Source organism: Halalkalibacter nanhaiisediminis, assembly GCF_007830185.1.
In the GTDB taxonomy this organism is placed as follows: domain Bacteria; phylum Bacillota; class Bacilli; order Bacillales; family Bacillaceae_D; genus Halalkalibacter; species Halalkalibacter nanhaiisediminis.
Map to the genome: position 1 here is coordinate 274,084 of NZ_VLKZ01000006.1, position 24,421 is coordinate 298,504.

Below are 24,421 nucleotides of genomic sequence, written 5' to 3' on the forward strand. Positions count from 1 at the left end.
TTTCTATTGCTTCGTAATCGGGGCAAATTTAGCGAATAGTCGTTTAATACCTGTTGGGTTAGGGAAGGCAATGTCTAATTCAATCGACTCTCCTTCTCCTTTCATACTCACAACTGTTCCGACTCCCCACTTTTTATGCTCTGCTTTATCGCCGACACTCCATGAAATTTGGTCTCCACCCGTTTGTACAACTTGGGATCTTGTCGTTCTCGATGAAGGCTGAGGCGTCGCTGTTTTACGAGATGACGTCATCCAGCTTGGTGCTTGCTTCACTTCATTTAATGATTCCATACATTCATCAGGAATTTCAGCAATGAAACGAGATGGTGGATTTGTATTCGTCCGCCCGTATAATGTCCGTAATCTCGCATTTGTTAAGTAGAGCTCTTTTTCTGCCCGAGTAATACCAACATACGCAAGTCTGCGCTCTTCTTCCATTTCTTCTTCCTCAAACAACGAGCGACTATGTGGGAAAATACCTTCCTCCATACCAATTAAGAAAACAAGCGGGAACTCAAGCCCTTTTGCTGAATGGAGCGTCATTAGTGTGATCGCATCTTTTGGCTTACCTTCGTTTTCCTCATCAAGCTTGTCAATATCAGCCACAAGCGCTAGATCTGTCAAAAAGGCAACGAGTGACTTATCTTCATTTTGCTTTTCAAATTCCTGCGTTACAGTGATAAATTCATCAATATTTTCTAAACGACTTTGTGCTTCAATCGATTGTTCATTTTTTAGCATGTCACGATAGCCCGTTCGCTCAAGTAGCTCTTCGACTAACTCTGTCACAGACAAATATTCCTGCATGTCTACCCAATTGTTCAATTGCTTCGAGAAATCTTGGAGCTTTGTGACCGCGCGACCACTTAATCCAATTTGCTCAACCTCTTGCAGAGCAGCAAATAATGATAGATCTTGATCCGTTGCATAAGCACCGATTTTATCAACCGTCGTTGCTCCAATACCACGCTTTGGTACATTAACAATTCGTTGCAAGCTAATGTCATCATCAGGGTTCGCAATCAGACGTAAATAAGCGAGTAGATCTTTAATTTCTTTACGATCATAGAACTTAGTTCCGCCAACGATATTGTAATCAATATTCGACTTCACAAAAAATTCCTCAATCACACGCGACTGAGCATTTGTCCGGTATAAAATCGCAATATTTGAATACTTGTATGTTCCATTTTTCACTGCTTCTTGAATTTTTTCTACGACAAACTGCGCCTCTGATTGCTCCGTATCAGCAGAAAAATAACCAATCTTCCCACCACTATCATTTTCTGTCCAGAGGTTCTTTTTCTTACGGTTCATGTTATTAGCAATCACTTGGTTTGCAGCTTGAAGGATCGTTTTCGTCGAACGATAATTTTGTTCAAGCAAAATAACCTTTGCGTTCGGATAGTCTTCCTCAAAGGATAAAATATTAGCAATATCGGCCCCACGCCAACGGTAAATAGATTGATCAGAATCCCCAACGACGCAAATATTTTTCAGCTTATCACTTAACATATTCACAAGCATGTACTGAGCACGGTTCGTATCTTGATACTCATCAACTAAGATATACTGAAATTTACGTTGATAGAATTCCAACACTTCTGGAACAAGCTTAAAGAGCTCTGTTGTTTTCATAATTAAGTCATCAAAGTCTAACGCCTGATTTTTCTTTAACTGCTTCTGGTATTCCACGTAGACATCAGCAACCGTTTGTTCATATGGCCCCTTCGCCGTGCTTGCAAAGGCATCTGGTTTCTTCAATTCATTCTTTGCACTACTAATGGTTCCAAGAATACTTCTTGGTTCAAACTTCTTTGGGTCAATATTATTCTTTTTTAAAATTTGTTTAATAACCGATAATTGATCAGTCGAATCAAGTATCGTAAAGTTGCGATTATAGCCAATTCGATCAATATCACGGCGTAAAATTCGCACACACATTGAGTGAAATGTCGAAATCCAAATATCTTCTGCGATTGGTCCCACAAGCTGCGCGACACGATCCTTCATCTCACGTGCAGCTTTATTTGTGAATGTTATCGCCAACACGCTCCACGGTGCAATTCCTTTTTCACGTAGTAAGTAAGCAATACGGTGCGTTAACACACGTGTCTTACCACTACCTGCACCTGCCATCAATAAAAGTGGCCCTTCTGTATGAGTAACGGCTTCTCTCTGCTCGGGATTCAGTCCTGCGAGCATTTTCTCAATAATTTTCGCTTGCACATTCCCACCACCAAACAAATGTTCTTATTTTTATTTTACCTCGTTCATGGTTCTATTTCAATGTCTCTTTTACCGCAGCAACAGTTTTCAAAGCTGCTTCAACGTCATCATAAATCAGATTTCCAACGATTACGGTATCCGCATATTCGGCCATTTTTCGTGCCTGTTCAACCGATCGAATACCGCCACCATAAAATAGTTTCGTGCTCTCAAGCACAGACGAAACCTCTTTGACCACGTCAGAATTACCATACACACCACTATACTCTAAATAAAAGACTGGAAAATGATAAAGTTTTTCTGCCATCCGTGCATAAGCAACGACATCATCCACCGATAAATCCGTCTTCGCTTCTGTTAGCTGGGCTACCTTCGCTTCAGGATTTAACACACAGTAGCCTTCAACGACTAGTTCATCCCAATTCATAATTGCACCGTATTCCTTAATGGCCTTGTGATGATAACCTAGCACCCATTCAACTTTCGCACTATTCATCACAGACGGAATAAAAAAGTAGTCGAACCCAGGTGTAATCGCCTCAATATTTGACACCTCTAGCGCGCATGACACTGTAAAACGTCTAATGCGAGCAAGCAGCTGCAGTGTATTATCAAGTGTTACCCCATCCGTTCCACCGATAATTAACCCATCTGTTCCCGATTCACAAATCGCTTCAAGGTCCTCATCTGAAATCTCTTTATTCGGATCTAATTTATAAACATGTCGCCACTCTTGATACTCAAGCATTGTTATCATTCAACTCCCACTATTCACCCGATATACAGGATTCATCCGTTCAATCTGTTCACATATCTGAACGTCATTATATCAAAGAAAAGAATCGTTGTCGCCCAACGTTAGAAGTGTCATGATTTCATTATTTTTAAAAAATCGCAAAAAAATCGTAGCTACAAAGCCACGATTTTTCATTCATTTCATACTTTCATTATAACTCATCAAATCCATTATCAGTCGATACTTTTGCATATTGACGAGATTTTTGTTCAAAGAAATCACTTTTCGCTGCATTGACATCTTCATATGCTTTAATCCATTTCATCGTATTAAGACGGTGATCTGGATAAACAGGATCATAGCCAAGCTGTTTCATTCGTTTATTAGCCATGAATTTTAAATAGGACTCCATCTCATCTGGATTGATCCCGTCTATTTTATTTCCAATAATATAACGGAACCATTCAATCTCAAGTTGTGTCGCTGTCTTAAAAGCTTCTTCAACGAACATGCGCATGTCATTTGTGTCTAGCTCTGGATTTTCTTTTAACAGCTCTTTGTATAGATTCGTAAAATAATATACATGGAGCTGTTCATCGCGATTAATATAGTTAATCATCGTAGAAGTCGAAACCATTTTTTGATTGCGAGCTAAATTATAGAAGAATGCGAAGCCTGAGTAAAAGTTCAAGCCTTCTAAAATCACATCATAGACGATTGATTTGGCAAGCGTTTCAGGTGTTGGGTCACTTACAAATGCCTCATACCCATCGACGATGAATTCATTACGCTTGCGCAGAACCTCATCATTTTTCCAATATTCATAGATTTCGTCCTGCACAGCTTTTGGAACTAAGCTTGATAACACATAGGAATAGCTTTGATTATGTACAACCTCTTGGAATGACAACACACTCATTAACGCAGCCATACTCGAATCCGTTAAATAGTCCGCTACTCTTAGCGTATAGTCTGTTTGAATACTATCTAGAAAAGCGAGTAAGCCGATAATTTTCTTGAACGCTTCTTGTTCATCATTTGTTAACGTTGGAAATTGCTTGGCATCATGGGTCATATTAATTTCAAATGGCGTCCAAAAATTAGCAAGCATGTTTTTATATAAAGGATAAGCCCAAGAAAAACGGACATCATCCCAGTTTAAAACATTGGAGCTCTCCCCATTAATGAGAGCTGTAGAAGCATTTGGTGCATGAACATCATAAAGTTTTCTTTGCTGCAGCGTATTCATTATCTCTCTCCTCTTCTCTTTAACTAGAGCAACTTTCACAATCATCAACCGATACAGATGTTGAGCGAATATAGTACGTTGTTTTTAATCCTTCACTCCATGCAAGCAAATGTAGATCCAGAAGTTCCTTAGCCTTTACCGTATTTGGTACATAAAGATTAAATGAGATTCCTTGATCGACATGGCGTTGTCTTTTCCCATTTTGACGAATACTCCACTTTTGGTCGATTAAATGAGCAGGTTTATAAAGCCATGTTGTCGCAGCCGTTAAATCTGGTGCAACAACTGGAATACGATAATTTTTCTTTTCTTCCATATAAAACTTTGCAAATATCGGATCAATTGAAGCCGTTGAACCTGCAATTAATGAGGTAGTCGCATTAGGAGCAACAGCAAGCATATATCCATTTCGAACACCATTCTCTTTGACTTCTTTTCGTAAATCCGCCCACTTTTCAGATGTGTAGTTACGCTTTTCGAAGTAATCGCCTGTCTCCCAGTCTGATCCAGCAAATACTTTGTAAGTTCCTTTTTCTTTTGCTAGTTCCATCGAAGCTTTTACGGTTAGATAATTAATTTCTTCATACACTTCATCAGCATACGCGACAGCCTCTTCGCTTTCCCACGCAATACCTTTTGTAGCGAGTAAGTGATGCCATCCGAACGTCCCTAAACCGATAGCACGGTATTTCTCATTCGTTAACTGAGCCTGCTTCACTTCGATGGCATTCAAATCAATGACGTTATCCAGCATGCGCACTTGAATCGTAATCAGTCGATCTAGTACAGCTTCACCAACAGCACGAGCAAGAGAAATCGACGAAAGATTGCAGACAACAAAATCACCAGGTGTTTTCGTTGTAATGATTTTCCCGTCTTCTGTATTCTCTTCTTCTACTACAGTCGCACTCATATTTTGCATGATTTCCGTACATAAATTTGAGCCATAAATCATCCCACTATGTTTATTTGGATTCAAACGATTCACCGTATCCCGGTAAAACATAAACGGACTGCCTGTCTCAAGCTGCGACAACATAATTCGCTTCATAATATCAATCGCTGGAACTCCAACACGCGATAATGATTCTTCGTCAACACATTGCTCATAGCGACGACGAAATGTCCCTGCTCCTTCTTCTTCATCAAAACTATCTTCAAGAGAGAAACCCATAACCTTGCGTACTTCATGAGGATCAAACAAAAACCAGCTATCTCGCTTTTCGACGGCTTCCATGAACAAATCTGGCAGCGAAACGGCCGTGAATAAATCATGTGTCCGTTGACGTTCATCACCATTATTTAATTTTGCATCAAGAAACGAGAAAATGTCTTTGTGCCATACATCTAAATAGACAGCAATCGCTCCTTGACGTTGTCCAAGCTGATCAACACTAACAGCAACATTATTTAATTGCTTCATCCAAGGAATCACACCAGAAGAGACACCTTTAAACCCTCTAATTGAAGATCCTTTTGCTCTAATCTTCCCGAGATAAATACCTAATCCACCGCCATTTTTACTGACAGTGGCTGCATCTGTACAACTATCAAAAATCGATCGTAAATCATCTTCAACTGTGTCGATAAAGCAGCTTGATAGCTGTCCACCTTTTTTACCTGCATTAGCAAGCGTCGGTGTTGCAACTGTCATATACAAATGCGAAAGGGCCCAGTAGCTTTCCTTCACGAGCTCCACTCTTTTTTCCACTGGTTCCTTGACCATTAACATCATTGCGATAACCATCCAGCGCTCTTGTGGTAATTCAAGTAAGGCGCCATCAAAATGACGTGCCAAATAACGATCAGCTAATGTTTTAATACCAATATAGGTAAAGCGTTCGTCTCGTTTCAGATCAAGTATTTGGGCAAATTGCTCGAGCTCATCCTTCGAATAACTTGCTAAACGCTCGTCATAAATTCCCTCTTCTATTAATCTTTCTACATGATTAGCAAATGTCTGTGTCCACGTCTCAACAGAACAACCTCTTGCCTGATAGATTTGCTCATATAAGGAATAGAGATAACACTGAGCGGCAACATACGTCCAATCTGGATCTTCCATTTCTAAGTGATTAAGTGCATCAAGCGCACGCTTTTCCCAAGATAGGTCCTCATCTAACTTGCTAATCCATTCTTTAATCGGTAAATCAGCAAAGCGTTTGACTAGCATTGCCTCTGTCTGGTTATTTTCTAAAATGATTTGAGCTTTCATTCCGTTCCACTCCTTCAAAATGTAGGTGACCTTAGCCATGTTTCCTAATCCAAAACAAAAAACGCCCTTCCTCTCAGCAAAGAGAGAAAGAGCGTAAAACGGCGTGTGAAAAGTAGATTCAGAAACAAATAGCCACATATATTATCTCAATATATGACTTACCTGTGATCTCTGCCGTCTCACTTCTCACTCCCCGAAGATAGCTGACTGAGGAATTATGGCAGGTCTCCTGACTCGTGCTTCTTTCTACTTTGAGCCTTCCCATACAAGAGCTAGATTCTAACCTGCTTGTACAGTGGTTGCCTCATTTCGTCCACACTTACAGTTGCGGGGACAGTTCTGGATTCACACCAGATTCCCTATTAAGTCGTCTATGACACCATTCATTCCGAAAAATCAATATATAGTTATTTATAATCAATCAAATTACGATATATTGTACATACTACCGAATCTTAATTGATTATGCAAGAGTTTCTTTCTTTTCAATTTTTACAGCTGTGCCGTACACAATGATTTCCGCTGCCCCAGCCATCACCGCTGCTGACTGCATTCTCATCGCAACAACTGCATTTGCTCCTTTTGATTTTGCCTCCTCAACCATACGATGCATTGCTAGTTTTCTTGCTTCTGTCATCATTTCGTTATAGCCTTGAATTTCCCCACCCACAAGACTTTTCAATCCAGCCGTAATATCACGACCAACATGCTTCGTTTGAATCGTACTTCCTTTGACATATCCGATTACCTCCGTTATGTCATAACCAGCCACCTGTTCAGTAGTCACAATCATCATAATTAATTTCCTCCTTTTTCTCTTTTTTACGATCCAAAATAAAGACGACAAGCAATACAATAAGAGCAATTCCATATACACTAAACATCATTAACGCCCATTCGAGCTTTATAAATGACAGCACAATTCCACTTAACTGCCCAATTACAGCAAGAACGATAAGCAAGTATTTAAATGACTCAGACATGACGCTGTATCCACGTTTTCATAATCTCAAGAAATGTAGGTGAGAGTGGCTGTTCCCCAACACGCTTATACACCTTTTTCAACTGCAGCATATTTGCCTCTTCTGGCTGATCTCTAAGCATATGATTCATTCCTTCAATAATATGAACCTCTGTTTCTCCCTTTACTAGCTTTGGTACTTCATACACATGTTCTGGTGTGACTTGCACATCCTTAGAGCCAGTAATCGCAAGAACTGGACATTCAACTTGTCTCAAGCCCTCATACACATCGTACTCAAAGTGTTCACGAAACCATTTAGCTGACAATTTCACTCCTTGGGACCTTATCACATCTTGTGTAGAAGTACGAATTTTTTTATCAAATTTCACACCCTGCCTTTTTATTTTTTGATCCATTTTTAAAAGACGGATAAGCTTTCCTTTGAATCCTTTTATGGCTTTTAAATCATTTACAATCTGCTCTCGCTGATAGGTAAGCGCCTCAAGCAGGGATTCAGCAGCTCCAGCTACTAAGATTAGTCCAGCTATCCCCTTGTCACGCGTAATTTCAGGTGCTAGCATGCATCCTTCACTATGTCCTAATAGAAAAATACGTTGCTTATCAACTAATGTATGCTCTTGTAAAAATTGAAGAGCAGCTCTTGCATCTGCAACTAAATCCCAAAAGCCTGCCCGAATAAATTCCCCACCACTTCTTCCTGTTCCACGCTTATCATAGCGCAATGTGACAAAGCCATTATCTGTGAAAAATTCAGCAAGCTGATTATACAGATTAAATGACTGTCTTTTCACATTCCCATCTCGGTCAAGTGGTCCTGAACCTGGAATAAGAAGAATAGCTGGATAAGATTCACTTTCAAATACTGGAATTGATAACGTTCCATGTAATGTCCCATTTCGTTCAAATGTAATCGCTTGTTCGCTCATCTTTGCTTCCTCCAATTACTTTTGTGGGATAAAAATCGTAGCTAACGTTCTTGCTTGTCTTTCTGGTTTCGGCTCATTTTGCGCAAAGCGTTGGATGACTTCTCCAAGTTCCCTGCCAAACTGAGCCATTTCATCGGCTGTTAAATGAAGCGTCGTTTGTGAAAAACCAAGTCCATCCTTAGCAAAATCTTTTGCGGAATGCTTTAAAACATAGTTTTCAAATTCCTTCAATAAGTTTGCTTGATAAGTCATAAAATAACGGAGATGCTCCTCGACAGGTGTGTCAGCCACCTCTTCTTCTGAAATGGTTAAATTCTCTTTCTTGATTGCGTATGTCTTCTCAATTGCTCCGCGTATTTTTTTCGTATTAATCACTTCAATGAGGTCAGCATCTACTAAGTGCTTTAAATGACGATACATCGTTGCTTGAGGAATATCATCAAGTTTTTCAAGAAGCTGTTGAACAGTCATTGCATTATATGAAAGCAGTGTCTGAATTAGCCTCATTCTAACAGGATGCAACATCACATCCGCTTTTTTAGTCATATTGCTCTCTCACCCCACCATCATTGTCTTTACTATTATTATCATTATCTATAATGATAATAATAGTAATAGAAAAAATTCTAATTGTCTATAAGAATTTTCCTAAAAAATCAATTTAGGCATACTCATAGAGAAGAAGCACTCAACAAGTGAGTGCTTCTTCTCTCTAATTACATTATTTCTGTACAACATTGATATGGGCAAAAGCCTCAACATCAAACAAGCCCGTATCCGTTAGTTTCAATGAAGGAATGACAGGTAATGCAAGGAATGATAACGTTAAAAATGGATTCCAATCCCCTTCAAAACCAATTTCTTTTAAAGCTCGTTCCAAATCGTGTAAAGAGCGGTTTACCTCTTCAAAAGGAGCAAGCGACATCAGTCCTGCAAGTGGCAAGGACAAATCTGCTAAAACGTTATTCCCTTGGACGACTGCAATCCCACCATTTTGCTTAATAACATGCTCCATTGCAAAACGGATGCTTACATCATCTGTCCCGCAGGTCACGATATTATGCGAATCATGAGCAACCGTCGCGACAATTGCTCCGTTTTTTAGTGGTATTCCTTTGACGATTCCAATGCCAACATGACCAAGCGCCTTATGTCTTTCTGCGACAACTAGCTTTAGTTGATTGTTTTCAATTGAAGGAACAAATAATCCGTTTTCTACCTTTACCTCCTCGATTAGGTGATCCGTTACAATTGTTCCTGGCTTTACACCAATCACATGAGCTTTCGTCGACTCCATCTTTAAATCAAATATATGTTCTTCAAATGGCTTCACAAGAACACTCTCAAGAAGGAAGTCAGGTGGTGCAACAGGCTCTCTTACCGAGATAATCATCTCACCATTTTTGGCAACAGCCTGCCCTTTCACATAAACCTCTTCAACCTCAAGCTGTTCTAAGTCTCGAATGAAAAGAAAGCTCGCTTCATAACCAGGAGCAATTGCCCCTTTTTCTTTAAGCTCAAAGCATTCTGCGGCATTTAAACTGGCCATTTGAATCGCTTGAAGCGGATCAACTCCTAGCTTAATTGCTTTTCTGACACTCGCATCAATACTCCCTTCACTAACAAGGTCATCCAAATGCTTATCATCTGTAGAAAAGACACAGCGTCTTGCGTTTTGCGGGGTCAAAATAGGAAGAAGGGCCTCGATATCTTTTGCAGCAGTTCCTTCACGCATAAGGACATACATGCCTCTTCGCAAACGATCAAGTGCTTCCTCAGCAGTGACAGCCTCATGATCATTCTTAATCCCAGCTACACCGTAAGCATTCAATCCAACCTCATCTAAACCAGCCGCATGACCGTCAATCAATTTGCCACGTTCCCACGCTGCACCTAATTTTTCTAGCATTCGATCATCACCAGCAAAAACAGCCGGGTAATCCATTACTTCCGCTAAGCCATACGCACCATTTTCATCAAACAATGTAGCGATATCCTCTGCGGTTAACTCAGCTCCATTATGTTCAAAATTAGTTGCTGGCACGCAGGACGGGACCATAATCTGAATATCAAGTGGTAAATCTTTTGACGCTTCAATCATATATTGAACAGCTTTTATGCCCCCTACATTTGCAATTTCATGAGGATCAGCCATAATCGTCGTCACACCACGAGGTACTACAATTTTTGCAAACTCCTCTGGCGGAACCATCGCCGACTCAATATGAACATGACCATCAATGAAAGTTGGTGAAATGTAGGCACCTTTTGCATCTATTTCTTTCTTGCCCTCATAATGGCCAATTCCGATAATGATGCCGTCTGTTACCGCAACATCCGCCTGATAAGTCGTTAACGTAAATACATCTATAATGGTTCCATTCTTGACAACAAGATCAGCTTTTTCTCTTTTGGTCGCTGCCGCCAACCTTCTTTTTAACATTGGTTTCATCTTTTGACCCACTCCTGCTCCACATAATAGTCCGTCTATTGTAGTATGAATTCGTGTGAAATGCACGACATGCAGAAGATTATCTCACAAAAAGCAAAAAAGCCTGACCCAAAACTTTTCATTAATCGCATTCAGTCAATTAATGATCGTCTCTAGTCAGACTTTCCATTTTTATTCTTCTACTTGTAGCTCTGCTTCCTTCACACGATCTAACGTCATTTTGTAGCCGTCATTTCCGTAATTCAAACAACGCTTCACACGTGAAATTGTTGCCGTACTTGCACCCGTTTCCGTTTCAATCTTATGATACGTATACCCGTTTTGTAGCATTCTTGCCACTTCTAAACGCTGTGCTAATGATTGGATTTCATTGATCGTGCATAAGTCATCAAAAAATTCATAGCATTCTTCAAGATCCTTCAGTGATAGAATCGCTTTAAATAGTTGATCAAGTTCTTTCCCACGAAGTTTATCTATTTGCATGAACATTCACACCTTTCTAACACGTTAATATGTAACACTTGCTTCTATCCCTGGCGACGTTGGTACAATATTAATCCATGTTTGACCAGGTTTAAGACGGATAAGTTCACCGTTTTCAACAGCCATAATTTGGCCATTACGATTTTCCCATTTCACAGTACTTGCAATACCATCCTGAAAAAGGATCGCATCTCCGCCAGAAATCAAATCAATGGCACGTCGACCTTCATTATCTAAAATACGATGTTCTGTCTCAACAATCAACAAATTAGCAATGCGAATAGGTTCTTCTGTATCATAATCAATCGTCTGTTCTTCATCATTAAAGCGTTCATAAAGCCCAGTTTCATCATCAAAGACATATTGGACATAGTTACGATTTAGATAGTTGACCTCAATTTCTTTAGCTTCTGCTCCTTCTAAAGGCACGTCTTCATTTTCATAAAAAGACAGGTTCGGTACTGATCCAATTAACTCATACCCACGTGAATCTAGACCTTGAAGAATGTTATCAAACGTAATATATGAATTATGAGGAGCTTTGCGCTCATTTGAACGTTGGAAAAGCGTACCATCATAGTGTAGTCCATTTAAAAAATCAGCTCTTCCACCATTTAAAAGTCGCTCTGCTTCTGGACTCCAACCATGTGTTACAAGCATTCCATTATACCCATTTACTAAATCAATATGATACGGTCGCGAGCTGCGGACTGGACCAACACGCTCTGGCAGCTCGCTGTGAAACAACGCAACAAGGCGTGTAATCTCACCTTCTGATAACACCTCGTATACAAGATCTGCATCTCCAATACCAGATTGAGGTCTTGCAGCAGGGTGATTATTAATCGTTACACCAATGACACGTCGGTCAAGCTGTTCCTCTGTTTCCACACCAATCAGTGGATAAGTATAGGGAAAATGAGCAATAACTTCCTCAAACCCTTCTACAATCGGATCATCTTCTACTCCAGCTATATCTTCCTCATTGCCACATGCGCTTAATATGAAGGCTGAGGCTAAGACCAATAATAGCTTGTTTTTCATTCTCATCTTCACGCACAATCCTTTTCTGATTTAACTCATTAAAAAATATCCTTTTCTAGTTTAACGCATAATAGCAGGAAAGAGTACCGTTTTCTTTTTCACATCGTAAATCCCGCGTTGTGTAACTCTAATGTACGGCAAATGTGTAGATGAAAAGAAAAGCAAACTATAAATCGGATCTTCATGCTTATAACCACGATCGCGTAGAAGCTTAACGAATTTTTTTTCATCTTTCATAATTTCTTGCATTGGCTTAGCAGACAGTATTCCAAACAATTGTAACGGTATACTGCCAATTACTTCACCATCTTCGACCAGCGTCATTCCTCCGCCTTGTTCCTTCAATGCTCGAAAAGCAGCAACCATATCAGCAACGCTTTTTCCAATTAAAATAATGTCACCTGTATTTGAAAATGAACTCGCAAATCCAAAGACATGAGTAGCAAATCCTTTAATCATCGTTGTAATAAGCCATTCACCATTTTTATCAATCATGGCAAAAAAGCTTTCTTCATGCTCTATGCTTAATATTCGATCTGTACATTCAATTGGAATTTGATACGGTTTTAAAATAACGGCATTAACCATTTCAATACCCATCGGCATTGAAAAATGCAAATCATTTTCTGTTAAATCCCAATTTGCTTCAAATGAACCGATACCATACTCCTCCCAAGGGAATGGTTCATATTCTTCACATTGTTTTCCGTCACGAACAATCCACTTTCCTTTAGCTAAAACAGATGTCGGCGTCGGATTTTCAACTGAATCAAGGATATTTAGATGAGCAATACGACCAGGTGCAATCATTCCAAGCTTGTGATCAAGTTGATAATATTTGGCGACATTGTAGCTTGCCATTGCGTAAGCATCAATCGGATCTAATCCACTTTCAATCGCAATACGAATCAATTTATCCATTAATCCATCTTCATAAAAAGATGGTGGTGATCCATCTGTTGTCATTAAACATCTATCAAAATAATCAACACCAAGTTCCTGCATTTCCTTTAACAGCTTTGGTAAATCAGGACGGATCGACGAATGGCGTAAAGACGTCATATACCCTAAATCTAGTCGTCTAACCGCTTCCTCCCCTGTCATCGATTCATGATCACATGTCACACCGAGAAGTGCCATCTGAGCGAGAGTCCGTTCAGATGCTCCTGGTAAATGACCTTCAATTGGCTTACGGAGTCTTGTGGTCTCCTGCATCCAGTGCAAAATGGAATCATCACCAGTTAGCACCTTCGGCCATGAAGTAAGCTCCCCGCCTTGGACCACTAGAGGGTGTTCTAGCCATTCTTTCATTTTTGAATTAGAAAATAATTCTTCATCATTTAACTCAGTCTGAGCATCATAACGGCACCACCAATACATGGAGGTTGGAAGCTCATCAAGAGCATCAATTAAAGTAAGCGCTTTCTTTTTGTCGAGATATAAAAAGAACGTCATGTTGTCATTTATAAGCGTTGTTGTTCCCCGACTTGCCGCATAATTCGCAAAGCTATGGGGATTATATAATTGAAACGGGTGAGCATGGTGCTCGATATAACCTGGTACAACTCGTGATTGCGAACAATCAACGATTTCTGTATTTGTTAGTACAGGAGGCATCCCCTTACCTACGTAAACAATACGGTCCTCAGCAACCCATATATTTGCTTTTAACCATTTTCGGCGAGCGTGATTCAAATAGGTTGCATCTTTGAGAACCAGTGAAGGAGCTCTTTCTCCTTGTACTACAGCTAGTTGCTGTCGTAATCTTTTTTTCGTCCAGCGATAAAGTCTCTCTGTCATCTGATCATCACCCATTTCGTCAATTCCTATTTTTTCAATCGTACCACATTTTTATGGTTTAACTCATTAAAGATGTGAAATCTTTTAACAAATTTTATGTAACAATAGACTAAAAATTGGAGAGGTGTCTCTTTATGGAACCAAATATTGGTCGTATTAATGCCTTATGCCGAATTTCAATGGGCTTCACTATGCTCGCTTGGTCTACCGCTAAACTTTCCCGAAGATCGAGTGATATGTTGCCTTTAATAATGGCAATGTTAGGTGGGATGAAGGTTGCTGAGGGAATCACAAGTTTTTGTCCGCTTGTTTATTTTGCAGAACACAATATGAGGCATATGTGTGAGTGCGATAACCATCATCATGAACATGAAGACCACACCAATCCATCATAGAAGCAAAAAGAGCCTGCACACTGGGTTTCTCTACCAGGCGCGCAGACTCTTATCCAAATATAGGAGGAAACCAAATGCTGAATATACAGAGTATGAACTGATTCCCTGTTTCTTTATACTCTACTGATTGGAAGTATACTAGCGCTCATTGCTATCTTCATGAAGAAGAAACGCGGGAAATAGCTTTGTTCGCAATATCTGTCCGGTAAAACAGTCCAGTTGAATCCATTTTACTTACTTCTTCATAGACACGTTTTTGTGCTTCTTGCAGTGTCTCTTTTCTCGTTGCAAGAAGAAGGACGCGTCCACCGTTCGTTTTCCACTCTCCGTCTTCTTTTTTCGTTCCAGCATGAAAAACAAGGATATCTTCGTCTAAAAGGTCTAATCCATTAATAACGGTTCCCTTTTCATAAGAACCTGGATAGCCTTCACTTGCAATGACAATTCCAACGATGGCTTCATCTGTCCATGCCAATTGAGGAGTTTTTCCGTCAAGTAAATCATCAAGCACAGATACAAGATCAGAATCTAGACGCGGCAAAACAACCTGTGTTTCTGGATCACCAAAACGTACGTTAAACTCAATCACTTTAGGACCAGCTGAGGTCATCATTAACCCAGCATATAAGATACCTGTAAAAGGAGTCCCTTCTTTAATCAAAGCATCAGCTGTTGGTTGCAGGACATGTTTCACTGCTTCTTCTACATCTTGAGCAGAAAACTGTGGGACTGGAGAATAAGCACCCATACCACCAGTATTTGGTCCCTGATCGCCATCTAAAGCTCTTTTATGATCTTGAGCGCCTACCATTGGAATCACCTTATCATGGTGAACAAAAGCCATTAAAGATAGCTCTTCACCTTCAAGGTACTCTTCAATCACGACCTGGGCACTAGCCTCACCAAACGCTTGATCATTTAGCATTGAATCAAGTGCATTAATTGCTTCTTCCTCTGTCATTGCAACAACAACACCCTTACCAGCTGCAAGTCCATCTGCTTTAATAACAATTGGAGCACCATTCTCTTTTACATATGCTACTGCCTTGTCATAGTCAGTGAATGTTTCATAGCTCCCAGTAGGAATATTGTATTTTTTCATAATCGATTTCGCGAAAGACTTACTACCTTCTAGTAGGGCAGCCTCTTTTCTCGGTCCAAAAATACGTAGACCTTCTTCTTGAAAACGATTAACAACTCCACCGAGCAACGGAACTTCAGGACCGACAAACGTTAAATGAATCTCTTGCTCTTTTGCAAAAGCAACAAGCTCATCATGATTATCTTCTGCGATGTTAATAGGTGTTGCAACATCAACCATCCCGTCATTACCTGGAGCGACAAATACTTCTGTCACTTGCTTACTTTGTGCCATTTTCCATGCAAGTGCATGTTCACGACCACCACTACCAATTATAAGAACCTTCATTCGTTCCACTCCTCTTTTTCAATTAGTGCTTAAAGTGTCGAACTCCTGTCATGACCATGGCAATTCCGTACTTATCAGCCATTTCAATTGATTCTTCGTCACGAATCGATCCTCCAGGTTGGATAATAGCCGTCACACCAGCTTTTCCTGCAAGTTCAACTGTATCGCCCATTGGGAAGAAAGCATCAGAACCCATTACTGCTCCTTCAATTCTCTCACTTGCTTGCTTAATGGCAATATCAGCTGAGCCAACGCGGTTCATTTGACCAGCACCAACACCAACAGTCATTTGACCATTTGTAAGCACGATCGCATTAGATTTCACATGCTTCACGACTTTCCAAGCAAGCTTCAATGCTTCCCACTCAGCTTCTGTTGGTTCACGCTTTGTTGGAATCGAGATCTCTGCATCGTCAAAGCCTAAATGATCCTCATCTTGAACAAGAAGTCCACCATGAATAGAAGTTAACATCGCTTCAGGCTTCTCTTGTTTATCCAATGCAACTGTTAACAAACGAAGGTTTTTCTTAGCTGTTAACACATCAAGTGCTTCTTGTGTAAATGAAGGGGCAATAATGATTTCAAGGAAAATATCTTTCATTTTAAGAGCTGTTGCTTCGTCAATCTCACGGTTTGCCGCTACAATACCACCAAAGATTGAAACAGAGTCAGCTTCATAAGCACGTCCGTATGCTTCTTCGATTGTCACTCCTGTTCCAACTCCACACGGATTCATATGCTTAACTGCCACAACTGCAGGCTCGTTAAATTCTTTTACGATTGCAAGCGCAGCATCTGCATCATGAATATTGTTGTAAGAAAGCTCTTTACCATGTAATTGCGTCGCACTTGCAATCGAACTTTCATCAGCAAGTGGCTTCTTGTAAAATGTTGCTTTTTGGTGAGGGTTTTCACCATAGCGTAATCCTTGCTTACGCTCATACGTTACCGTTAAGCTTTCAGGTGATTCCTCGCCTACTGCATTTGTTAAATATTCAGCAATCAACGCATCATAAGCAGCTGTATGGCGGAATACCTTTGCTGCCAGACGACGCTTTGTTTCTTTTGTAACATCTTGGTTTGATTTAAGCTCATTTAGGACAACCTCATAATCAGCTGGATCAACAACTACTATAACATCGTTATGATTTTTTGCAGCCGAGCGTAGCATACTTGGACCACCGATATCAATATTTTCAATTGCATCTTCAAACTTACAATCAGGCTTTGTAATCGTTTCTTTAAATGGATAAAGATTCACGACAACAAGGTCAATTGGGGCAATTTGATGCTCAGCGACTTGCTTTTGATGTTCTTCTTTATCTCTCATTGCTAGCAATCCACCATGAATATTCGGATGAAGTGTTTTTACACGACCATCTAAAATTTCTGGGAAGCCCGTCACTTCTGAAATTCCGATGACAGGAACATTTGCTTCCTCAAGCGAACGTTTTGTCCCTCCTGTTGAAATCACTTCAAAACCTTGTTCGACAAGAGCTTTAACGAATTCAATAATGCCCGTTTTGTCCGATACACTTACTAATGCTCGTCTCTTACTCATTCTCTAATCCAACCTTTCATTCTGTTGATTCTGCTATGATTGATTGCAAAGTGCGAGGATACAATTGATGTTCAACTTTTTGCACTTTTGCCTGTAATGTCTCGATTGTATCAGTTGATTCGATTCTAACTGGCTCTTGAGCAATGATCAATCCCGTATCCATACCAGCATCGACATAATGAATCGTCACACCCGTTATTTTCACTTTTGCATCAATGGCTTGTCCGATCGCGTCAAGCCCTGGATAAGACGGTAATAAGGATGGATGAATATTGACAATCCGTCCCTCATACGCTTCAAGTAACGTTTTTCCAACTAAACGCATATAACCTGCCAACACAACAAAAGAGACTTCATTTGCCCTAAGTTGGTCAACAATTTCTTGTTCATAGGAAGCCTTATTTTGATAGTTTTTTGGGTCTAATGCCTTTACAGGAACACGATACTTATCCGCCCGCTCAATGACCTTTGCCTTTGGCTTATCAGTAACGATCAGGACAACCTCTGCATCAAGTTGTCCTGTTTTCGTTGCTTCTATAATTGCTTCAGCATTCGTTCCACTACCTGAAGCAAAAATGGCAATCTTCATTACTCAATACCCTCAATTGTTACGCCGCTACCAGGCTGTACACGTCCAATCACATGAGCAGATTCCCCGTGTGATTCAAGGAGTCGAATGACATCCTCATGACCTTTTTCAGGCACAACAACGACCATTCCGATTCCCATATTAAACGTTGAGAATAACTCTTTATCTGTTAGTTTTCCGTATTTTTGCAAAAGTGAAAAGATCGGTGGAATCGGCCAAGATCCGTTTTCAACCTCAACTTGAACGCCTTCAGGCAGCATGCGCGGAATATTTTCATAAAAACCTCCGCCAGTAATATGCGCCATTCCATGAACGTCATGATCTTTTAAACAAGCAAGTAATGATTTAACATAGATTTTTGTTGGTGTTAATAGCTCTTCACCAAGTGTTTTTCCAAGCTCATCAATATGATCATTTAAAGAGAAATCATTATCATGAAGCAAAATTTTTCTTACGAGTGAAAAGCCATTACTGTGCAAACCGCTAGACGATAAACCAATAACAACATCACCAGCTTGAATCTTTTCCCCATTCACAAGCTGCTTTTTCTCAACAGCACCAACGGCAAAACCTGCTAAGTCGTACTCATCTTCACTGTACATCCCAGGCATTTCCGCCGTTTCGCCACCAACAAGAGCACAGCCTGCTTGCTCACAGCCATCTGCCACTCCTTTGACAATCGCTTCAAGTCGTTCTGGAACTGCTTTTCCACACGCAATGTAATCTAGAAAATAGAGAGGCTCTGCACCTTGGACAACAATATCATTGACACACATCGCTACTGCATCAACACCAATTGTATCGTGACGGTCGAGCATAAACGCAAGCATTAGTTTTGTCCCAACACCATCTGTTCCAGAAACGAGTACTGGTTCTTTCAGATTTAAAGAAGACAGATCGAACATACCACCAAATCCGCCGAGTCCACCCATTACACCCGCACGTTTTGTTCGGTTAACATGTTGCTTCATTCTCTCCACTGCTTCGTAGCCTGCTTCAAGACTAACCCCTGCTTGTTTATATGCTTCTGACATTCTTCTTGCTCCCTTCTCCTCTATACCTTTGCATAAGGATGTAACGTATCTGGATAAATTTCAGTCGGATAATTTCCTGTAAAACAAGCGAGACACTGACCACAATTCGGCTCATCAGCTGAACGGCCAATTCCTTTTGTCAGCCCGTCTACTGATAGAAAAGCAAGTGAATCTGCCCCCATCATTTCGCACATTTCTTCAATAGAATGATTAGCCGCAATGAGCTCCCCTGTCGTTGACGTATCGATCCCGTAAAAACATGGATTTTTAATTGGCGGTGAACTAATACGAACATGAACTTCTTTTGCTCCTGCTTCACGCAGCATATTCACAATTCGTCTACTAGTCGTCCCACGAACAATCGAATCATCAATCATGACAACTCGTTTTCCTTCGACTACTTTACGCACAGCTGAGAGCTTCATTTTCACACCTTGCTCACGTAATTCTTGAGACGGTTGGATAAATGTCCGACCAACATAACGGTTTTTAATCATTCCAAGCTCATATGGAATCCCAGCTTGTTCAGCATAGCCAATAGCTGCTGAGATACTTGAATCAGGTACACCTGTGACAACATCTGCTTCAACAGGTGCCTCCATTGCCAGTTGCTTCCCTAAATTCTTTCTTGATGTATGAACGTTAAACTCATCGATATTGCTGTCAGGACGTGCAAAATAAATATATTCCATGCTACAAATTGCTCTTGGCGCTTTTCCTGTAAAACGCTGTGAACGTAAACCATTATCATCGATTGTAATAAGCTCTCCAGGTTCTACTTCACGCTCAAACGTCGCACCGATTAAATCAAAAGCACATGTCTCTGATGACACAACATACGCATCTCCCAGTCGACCAATGGAAAGTGGACGCAAACCGTTTGGATCAAGGGCAATGAACAGCTGATTTTCATTCATAACAGCAAAGGCATATGCTCCTTTAAGCATCGCTAAAGAACTATATAGTTGTTCTTCTAACGTTGAATAACCGCTACGCTTAATTAAATGAGCTAATACTTCTGTATCAGAAGTTGATTGAAAAATACTTCCTTGGCTTTCAAGCTGATGCTTCATGCTATTGGCATTAACAAGATTACCATTATGAGCAATCGCCAAGCTTCCTCTTTGTGAACGGAAGAGAAGAGGTTGCACATTGGCAAATCCTCCCCCTCCTGCAGTTGCATAACGGACATGTCCAATTGCTGCTTTTCCAGTTAAATTAGCAAAATCTTCAGGTTTAAACACATCGTTCACAAGACCGAGGCCTTTATGAACCTTTAGCTCTTCCCCGTCTGTTACGACAATGCCTGCTCCTTCTTGTCCGCGGTGCTGCAAGCTATGAAGACCATAATACGTAAGAGATGCTGCGTCTTTATGTCCCCAAATCGCGAACACTCCACACTCTTCATTCAAGCCTTTTATTTCAGCAAACATGGAATGGCTCCTTTCCAAGCCGTTACGATTTCATCCTGTGTTACTTCAAGGATGAGGCGATTATCACCTTCGATTTTAAGTGTGCGTGAATCTGTCACTTCACCAATGCGAGTTGCGTCTGTCAATTGCTCGAACTGCTCAGCCTTCTCTTGAGGAACTGTTACAACAAAACGAGATTGTGACTCTGCAAATAATGCTGCCGTTGTCTCACCAGTAAGAGTAACCGTTGCGCCAACTTCTCCGTCAGTCATACATTCCGCTAAAGCAACGCTTAATCCACCCTCAGCTACATCATGTGCTGATGCTACAAGACCTGATTGAATCGCTTGTAAAAGCTGCTTTTGAAGTTTCTTTTCTACTTCTAAATCAAGAGAAGGAGACTTTCCTGAGATATCACCTTCAACAAGCTTTTGTAATTCACTTCCGCCAAACTCTGGCTTCGTTTCTCCAAGAAGGTAAATCACATCGCCTGCTTGTTTGAATGATTGTGTTGTAATATGATCAATGTCTTCGATCAAACCAACCATCCCAATAACTGGTGTTGGGTAGATTGCGACACCTGCTGTTTCGTTATAAAGAGATACGTTTCCTCCAATAACCGGTGTTTCAAGAACACGACAAGCTTCACTCATACCATCAGTAGATTTCTCAAGCTGCCAGAAAATTTCAGGCTTATCTGGGCTTCCGTAATTCAAACCATCTGTAAGGCCAAGTGGTACACCCCCAGAGCAGACAACGTTACGCGCTGCTTCAGCAACAGCAATCTGTCCGCCAACTTCTGGGTCAAGATAGATATAACGTGAATTACAATCCGTTGTCATTGCAAGTGCTTTTCTTGTATCGCGAATACGAACAACAGCTGCATCTGAACCTGGCTCAACGACTGTATTTGTTTGTACCATGTAATCATATTGATCATAAACCCATTCCTTGCTCGCAATTGTTGGCTGTGCAAGTAGTTTTAAAAGTGTTTCTTTATAATCATTCACAACTGGAGTCTTTTCTTCTTGCTTTTGGAACGCTTCATAATAAGCAGGAACACTTGATGGCTTATGGTATTCAGGAGCTTCTTCTGCAAGTGCATCAACTGGAAGATCCGCTACCACTTCACCTTTATGAATCAAACGAAGGCGCTTATCATCTGTTACGTGACCGACCTCGGCAGATAATAATCCCCAACGATCAAAAATGTCTTTGATTTCTTGCTCACGACCCTTTTTCACAACGATCAGCATACGCTCTTGTGATTCAGAAAGCATCATTTCATATGGTGTCATTCCTTTTTCACGTTGTGGCACTAAGTCAAGGTTCATCTCAATCCCTGAACCAGCCTTACTTGCCATCTCAGCTGATGATGATGTTAAGCCTGCAGCACCCATATCTTGAATTCCTACAAGGGCATCATTTTGTATAAGCTCTAAGCATGCTTCAAGAAGAAGCTTCTCCATAAATGGATCCCCTACTTGAACTGCTGGACGCTTCTCATCAGAGTCTTCTCCAAGCTCTTCTGAAGCAAATGTCGCACCGTGAATTCCGTCACGACCAGTGCTTGCACCAACATACATAACTGTGTTGCCGACACCTTTTGCTTGGCCTTTTTGGATGTCTTTATGGTCAATTAAACCGACACACATGGCATTTACTAATGGATTTCCTTCATAGCAAGGATCAAATTGAATTTCTCCACCAACTGTTGGAACACCCATGCAGTTTCCGTATCCAGCAATACCAGCAACGACTTCTTCAAATAAGTAGCGAACGCGTGGTGATGCATCTAACTCACCGAAACGTAGGGAATTAAGCAACGAAATTGGACGAGCTCCCATAGAAAAGACATCGCGCAAAATTCCACCTACACCAGTTGCAGCCCCTTGATAAGGTTCAATCGCAGAAGGGTGATTGTGACTCTCAACTTTAAACACAACCGCTTGCTCATCGCCAATGTCAATGATACCAGCCCCTTCACCAGGACCTTGAAGAACTCGTTCTCCTTTAGTTGGGAACTTTCTGAGTAGAACTTTAGAATTTTTGTAGCTACAATGCTCAGACCACATAACCGAAAATAATCCAGTTTCTGTGTAATTAGGTGTACGACCGATAATTTGCTCAACCATGGCAAATTCATCATCTGTTAACCCCATCTCGCGGTAAAGCTTTTCTTCCTTTACACGCTCTGCTGTTGGTTCAAGAAGTTGTGACATGAGATTCCCTCCAATTTCGTACTATCGATTGAAATAAGCTTAATCCATCATCGCTGCCAAGTAATGATTCCACAGCGCGCTCTGGGTGTGGCATCATACCAAGTACATTCCCTTGCTCATTTTTAATTCCAGCAATATTTGCCTTTGAACCATTAATGTTTTCTTTATAACGGAAGACTACTTGATTATTAATCTCTAGTTGTGCTAATGTTTCCGCATCACACTCATAGTTCCCTTCACCATGTGCAACAGGGATTGTGATCTCTTGACCTTTTTCATAGCCAGTTGTAAACATTGTGTCATTGTTTTCAACGATTAGTGTAGTTGGGCGACAAATGAACTTCAACCCATCATTTCTTTTCATTGCGCCAGGAAGTAGACCTAGCTCAAGCAACATTTGAAATCCATTACATACGCCGAGAACAGGCTTACCAGCTTCGGCAAATTGTCTTACAGCAGTCATAATTGGAGCAAAACCTGCGATTGCGCCTGAACGTAAGTAATCGCCGTAAGAGAATCCTCCAGGTAAGAGCACCCCATCAAAGCCTTCAAGCGATGTTTCGTCGTAACGAACGTAAGTGACTTCTTCTTTCAATGCGTCCTTAATGGCATGAAACATATCCGCATCACAGTTAGAACCAGGAAAGACGATCACCGCAAATTTCATGATGAGACTACCTCCTCAATTTCATAGCGATAATCTTCAATAACTGTGTTAGCTAAAAGCTTAGAGCACATTTCATCAACACGCTTATCAAGATCATCTGTTTTTTCCAGTATTAATTCCATATATTTACCGATACGAACTTCTTCTACTTCGTTGTAATTCATTGTGTGTAATGCACGCTTTACTGCGCCACCTTGTGGATCTAGAACACTTTCTCTTAACGTTACATAAACCTTTACTTTGACCATGATGATCCCCCTAAACGTGATAGAATTTCTTGATACCCTTCTTGCAAACTTCCTAAATTGCGTCTGAAAATATCTTTATCAAAACGTTGATTCGTTTCTTTATCCCATAAACGGCATGTATCAGGTGAAATTTCATCAGCAAGCAAAATGTCTCCTGAGCTCGTGCGACCAAACTCTAATTTGAAATCGACAAGACGAACATTCAATTCATCAAATAACGTAATTAAATGTTTATTTACTTCTAACGCTTTTTCTCTTAAAACGTTTAAATCTTCACTTGAAGCAACTTGTAAAATAGCGATATGATCTTCAGTTACAAGTGGATCTCCAAGATCATCATCTTTATAGTAAAATTCAACAATCGGTGACTCGAGTTGCGTTCCTTCTTCCATACCAAGACGATTTGCTAGGCTCCCTGCTACAACATTACGGGCAACAACCTCAAGTGGAATGATCTCTACTTTTTTAACAAGCTGTTCTGTCTCAGATAACTTTTTAACAAAGTGACTTTCAATTCCGTTCTCTTGTAAGTAAGTGAAAATCAATGATGAAATTTCATTATTAAGTCGTGATTTCCCTGCTAATGTTTCTTTCTTCTCACCATTAAAAGCAGTAGCGTCATCCTTGTAACTTACCCACAATTCATCTTCTTTGCTTGTTTGATAGATTTGTTTCGCTTTTCCTTCATAGAGCAAGGCACCTTTTTCCATCTTTGACCCTCCAAGTCCTGAATATTGGAACTACT

The 24,421-nt window shown here is 40.5% G+C and carries 22 protein-coding genes and 1 riboswitch; of the genes, 1 reads left to right on the forward strand and 21 read right to left on the reverse strand.

What is annotated here, in order from left to right; all coding sequences use genetic code 11:
- Nucleotides 1–3 precede the first annotated feature (3 nt).
- The 12 genes from pcrA to IQ10_RS12795 all read right to left on the reverse strand — a co-directional run bounded on the left by pcrA (nt 4) and on the right by IQ10_RS12795 (nt 14,119).
- A complete protein-coding gene (pcrA, locus tag IQ10_RS12740; RefSeq protein ID WP_199757427.1) occupies nt 4–2,205 on the reverse strand; it encodes a DNA helicase PcrA in 2,202 nt (733 codons plus the stop codon).
- 76 nt (nt 2,206–2,281) lie between these two features.
- Nucleotides 2,282–2,977 (reverse strand): heptaprenylglyceryl phosphate synthase, encoded by a 696-nt coding sequence (gene pcrB / locus IQ10_RS12745; RefSeq protein WP_144450902.1) that lies wholly within the window; start codon nt 2,975–2,977, stop codon nt 2,282–2,284.
- A gap of 199 nt (nt 2,978–3,176) precedes the next feature.
- Nucleotides 3,177–4,214: a ribonucleotide-diphosphate reductase subunit beta gene (locus tag IQ10_RS12750; protein WP_144450860.1), complete on the reverse strand. Its 1,038-nt coding sequence runs from the start codon at nt 4,212–4,214 to the stop codon at nt 3,177–3,179.
- Between the two features lie 19 nt (nt 4,215–4,233).
- Nucleotides 4,234–6,468 (reverse strand): ribonucleoside-diphosphate reductase subunit alpha, encoded by a 2,235-nt coding sequence (locus IQ10_RS12755; protein ID WP_437177688.1) that lies wholly within the window; start codon nt 6,466–6,468, stop codon nt 4,234–4,236.
- A gap of 163 nt (nt 6,469–6,631) precedes the next feature.
- Nucleotides 6,632–6,829, reverse strand: a riboswitch (cobalamin riboswitch).
- A gap of 63 nt (nt 6,830–6,892) precedes the next feature.
- A complete protein-coding gene (locus tag IQ10_RS12760; RefSeq protein WP_144450862.1) occupies nt 6,893–7,225 on the reverse strand; it encodes a heavy metal-binding domain-containing protein in 333 nt (110 codons plus the stop codon).
- Nucleotides 7,206–7,412, reverse strand: a complete 207-nt coding sequence (locus IQ10_RS12765) for a hypothetical protein (protein ID WP_144450863.1) — start codon at nt 7,410–7,412, stop codon at nt 7,206–7,208. Before IQ10_RS12765 ends, IQ10_RS12760 begins: the two co-directional genes overlap by 20 nt.
- Nucleotides 7,405–8,340, reverse strand: coding sequence for an alpha/beta hydrolase (locus IQ10_RS12770; protein ID WP_144450864.1), 936 nt, complete (start codon nt 8,338–8,340; stop codon nt 7,405–7,407). The genes IQ10_RS12765 and IQ10_RS12770 overlap by 8 nt, the downstream gene beginning before the upstream one ends.
- A 15-nt stretch (nt 8,341–8,355) precedes the next feature.
- Nucleotides 8,356–8,886 carry a helix-turn-helix domain-containing protein gene (locus IQ10_RS12775; protein WP_144450865.1) on the reverse strand — a complete coding sequence of 177 codons (531 nt, stop codon included), beginning with the start codon at nt 8,884–8,886 and terminating at the stop codon, nt 8,356–8,358.
- 175 nt (nt 8,887–9,061) lie between these two features.
- Nucleotides 9,062–10,792, reverse strand: a complete 1,731-nt coding sequence (ade, locus tag IQ10_RS12780; protein WP_144450866.1) for an adenine deaminase — start codon at nt 10,790–10,792, stop codon at nt 9,062–9,064.
- A 171-nt stretch (nt 10,793–10,963) separates the two neighbouring features.
- Nucleotides 10,964–11,275: a YerC/YecD family TrpR-related protein gene (locus IQ10_RS12785; protein WP_144450867.1), complete on the reverse strand. Its 312-nt coding sequence runs from the start codon at nt 11,273–11,275 to the stop codon at nt 10,964–10,966.
- Between the two features lie 24 nt (nt 11,276–11,299).
- A complete protein-coding gene (locus IQ10_RS12790; RefSeq protein WP_242009822.1) occupies nt 11,300–12,325 on the reverse strand; it encodes a DUF3048 domain-containing protein in 1,026 nt (341 codons plus the stop codon).
- Between the two features lie 54 nt (nt 12,326–12,379).
- On the reverse strand, nt 12,380–14,119 hold the full coding sequence (locus tag IQ10_RS12795; protein ID WP_144450868.1) for an adenine deaminase C-terminal domain-containing protein: 1,740 nt from the start codon (nt 14,117–14,119) through the stop codon (nt 12,380–12,382).
- Between the two features lie 134 nt (nt 14,120–14,253).
- Here IQ10_RS12795 and IQ10_RS12800 point away from each other — a divergent pair, with 134 nt between their 5' ends.
- Nucleotides 14,254–14,514, forward strand: coding sequence for a YgaP family membrane protein (locus tag IQ10_RS12800; RefSeq protein WP_144450869.1), 261 nt, complete (start codon nt 14,254–14,256; stop codon nt 14,512–14,514).
- 157 nt (nt 14,515–14,671) lie between these two features.
- Here the strand turns inward: IQ10_RS12800 and purD are convergent, their stop codons facing one another.
- Genes purD through purC form a run of 9 tightly spaced genes read right to left on the reverse strand, consistent with a single transcriptional unit; the run spans nt 14,672 to nt 24,386 of the window.
- Complete coding sequence (gene purD / locus IQ10_RS12805) at nt 14,672–15,943, reverse strand: phosphoribosylamine--glycine ligase (RefSeq protein ID WP_144450870.1); 1,272 nt, start codon at nt 15,941–15,943, stop codon at nt 14,672–14,674.
- A gap of 22 nt (nt 15,944–15,965) precedes the next feature.
- A complete protein-coding gene (gene purH / locus IQ10_RS12810) occupies nt 15,966–17,504 on the reverse strand; it encodes a bifunctional phosphoribosylaminoimidazolecarboxamide formyltransferase/IMP cyclohydrolase (protein ID WP_144450871.1) in 1,539 nt (512 codons plus the stop codon).
- Between the two features lie 16 nt (nt 17,505–17,520).
- Nucleotides 17,521–18,093, reverse strand: coding sequence for a phosphoribosylglycinamide formyltransferase (gene purN, locus IQ10_RS12815; RefSeq protein ID WP_144450872.1), 573 nt, complete (start codon nt 18,091–18,093; stop codon nt 17,521–17,523).
- Nucleotides 18,093–19,127 carry a phosphoribosylformylglycinamidine cyclo-ligase gene (gene purM, locus IQ10_RS12820; protein ID WP_144450873.1) on the reverse strand — a complete coding sequence of 345 codons (1,035 nt, stop codon included), beginning with the start codon at nt 19,125–19,127 and terminating at the stop codon, nt 18,093–18,095. Before purM ends, purN begins: the two co-directional genes overlap by 1 nt.
- 20 nt (nt 19,128–19,147) lie before the next feature.
- Nucleotides 19,148–20,560: an amidophosphoribosyltransferase gene (gene purF, locus IQ10_RS12825; protein WP_144450874.1), complete on the reverse strand. Its 1,413-nt coding sequence runs from the start codon at nt 20,558–20,560 to the stop codon at nt 19,148–19,150.
- Nucleotides 20,545–22,761: a phosphoribosylformylglycinamidine synthase subunit PurL gene (purL, locus tag IQ10_RS12830; protein ID WP_144450875.1), complete on the reverse strand. Its 2,217-nt coding sequence runs from the start codon at nt 22,759–22,761 to the stop codon at nt 20,545–20,547. Before purL ends, purF begins: the two co-directional genes overlap by 16 nt.
- Nucleotides 22,745–23,428, reverse strand: a complete 684-nt coding sequence (gene purQ, locus IQ10_RS12835; protein ID WP_144450876.1) for a phosphoribosylformylglycinamidine synthase subunit PurQ — start codon at nt 23,426–23,428, stop codon at nt 22,745–22,747. Before purQ ends, purL begins: the two co-directional genes overlap by 17 nt.
- Nucleotides 23,425–23,676, reverse strand: a complete 252-nt coding sequence (purS, locus tag IQ10_RS12840) for a phosphoribosylformylglycinamidine synthase subunit PurS (protein ID WP_144450877.1) — start codon at nt 23,674–23,676, stop codon at nt 23,425–23,427. The genes purQ and purS overlap by 4 nt, the downstream gene beginning before the upstream one ends.
- Nucleotides 23,664–24,386 (reverse strand): phosphoribosylaminoimidazolesuccinocarboxamide synthase, encoded by a 723-nt coding sequence (purC, locus tag IQ10_RS12845; protein ID WP_144450878.1) that lies wholly within the window; start codon nt 24,384–24,386, stop codon nt 23,664–23,666. Before purC ends, purS begins: the two co-directional genes overlap by 13 nt.
- Nucleotides 24,387–24,421 lie beyond the last annotated feature (35 nt).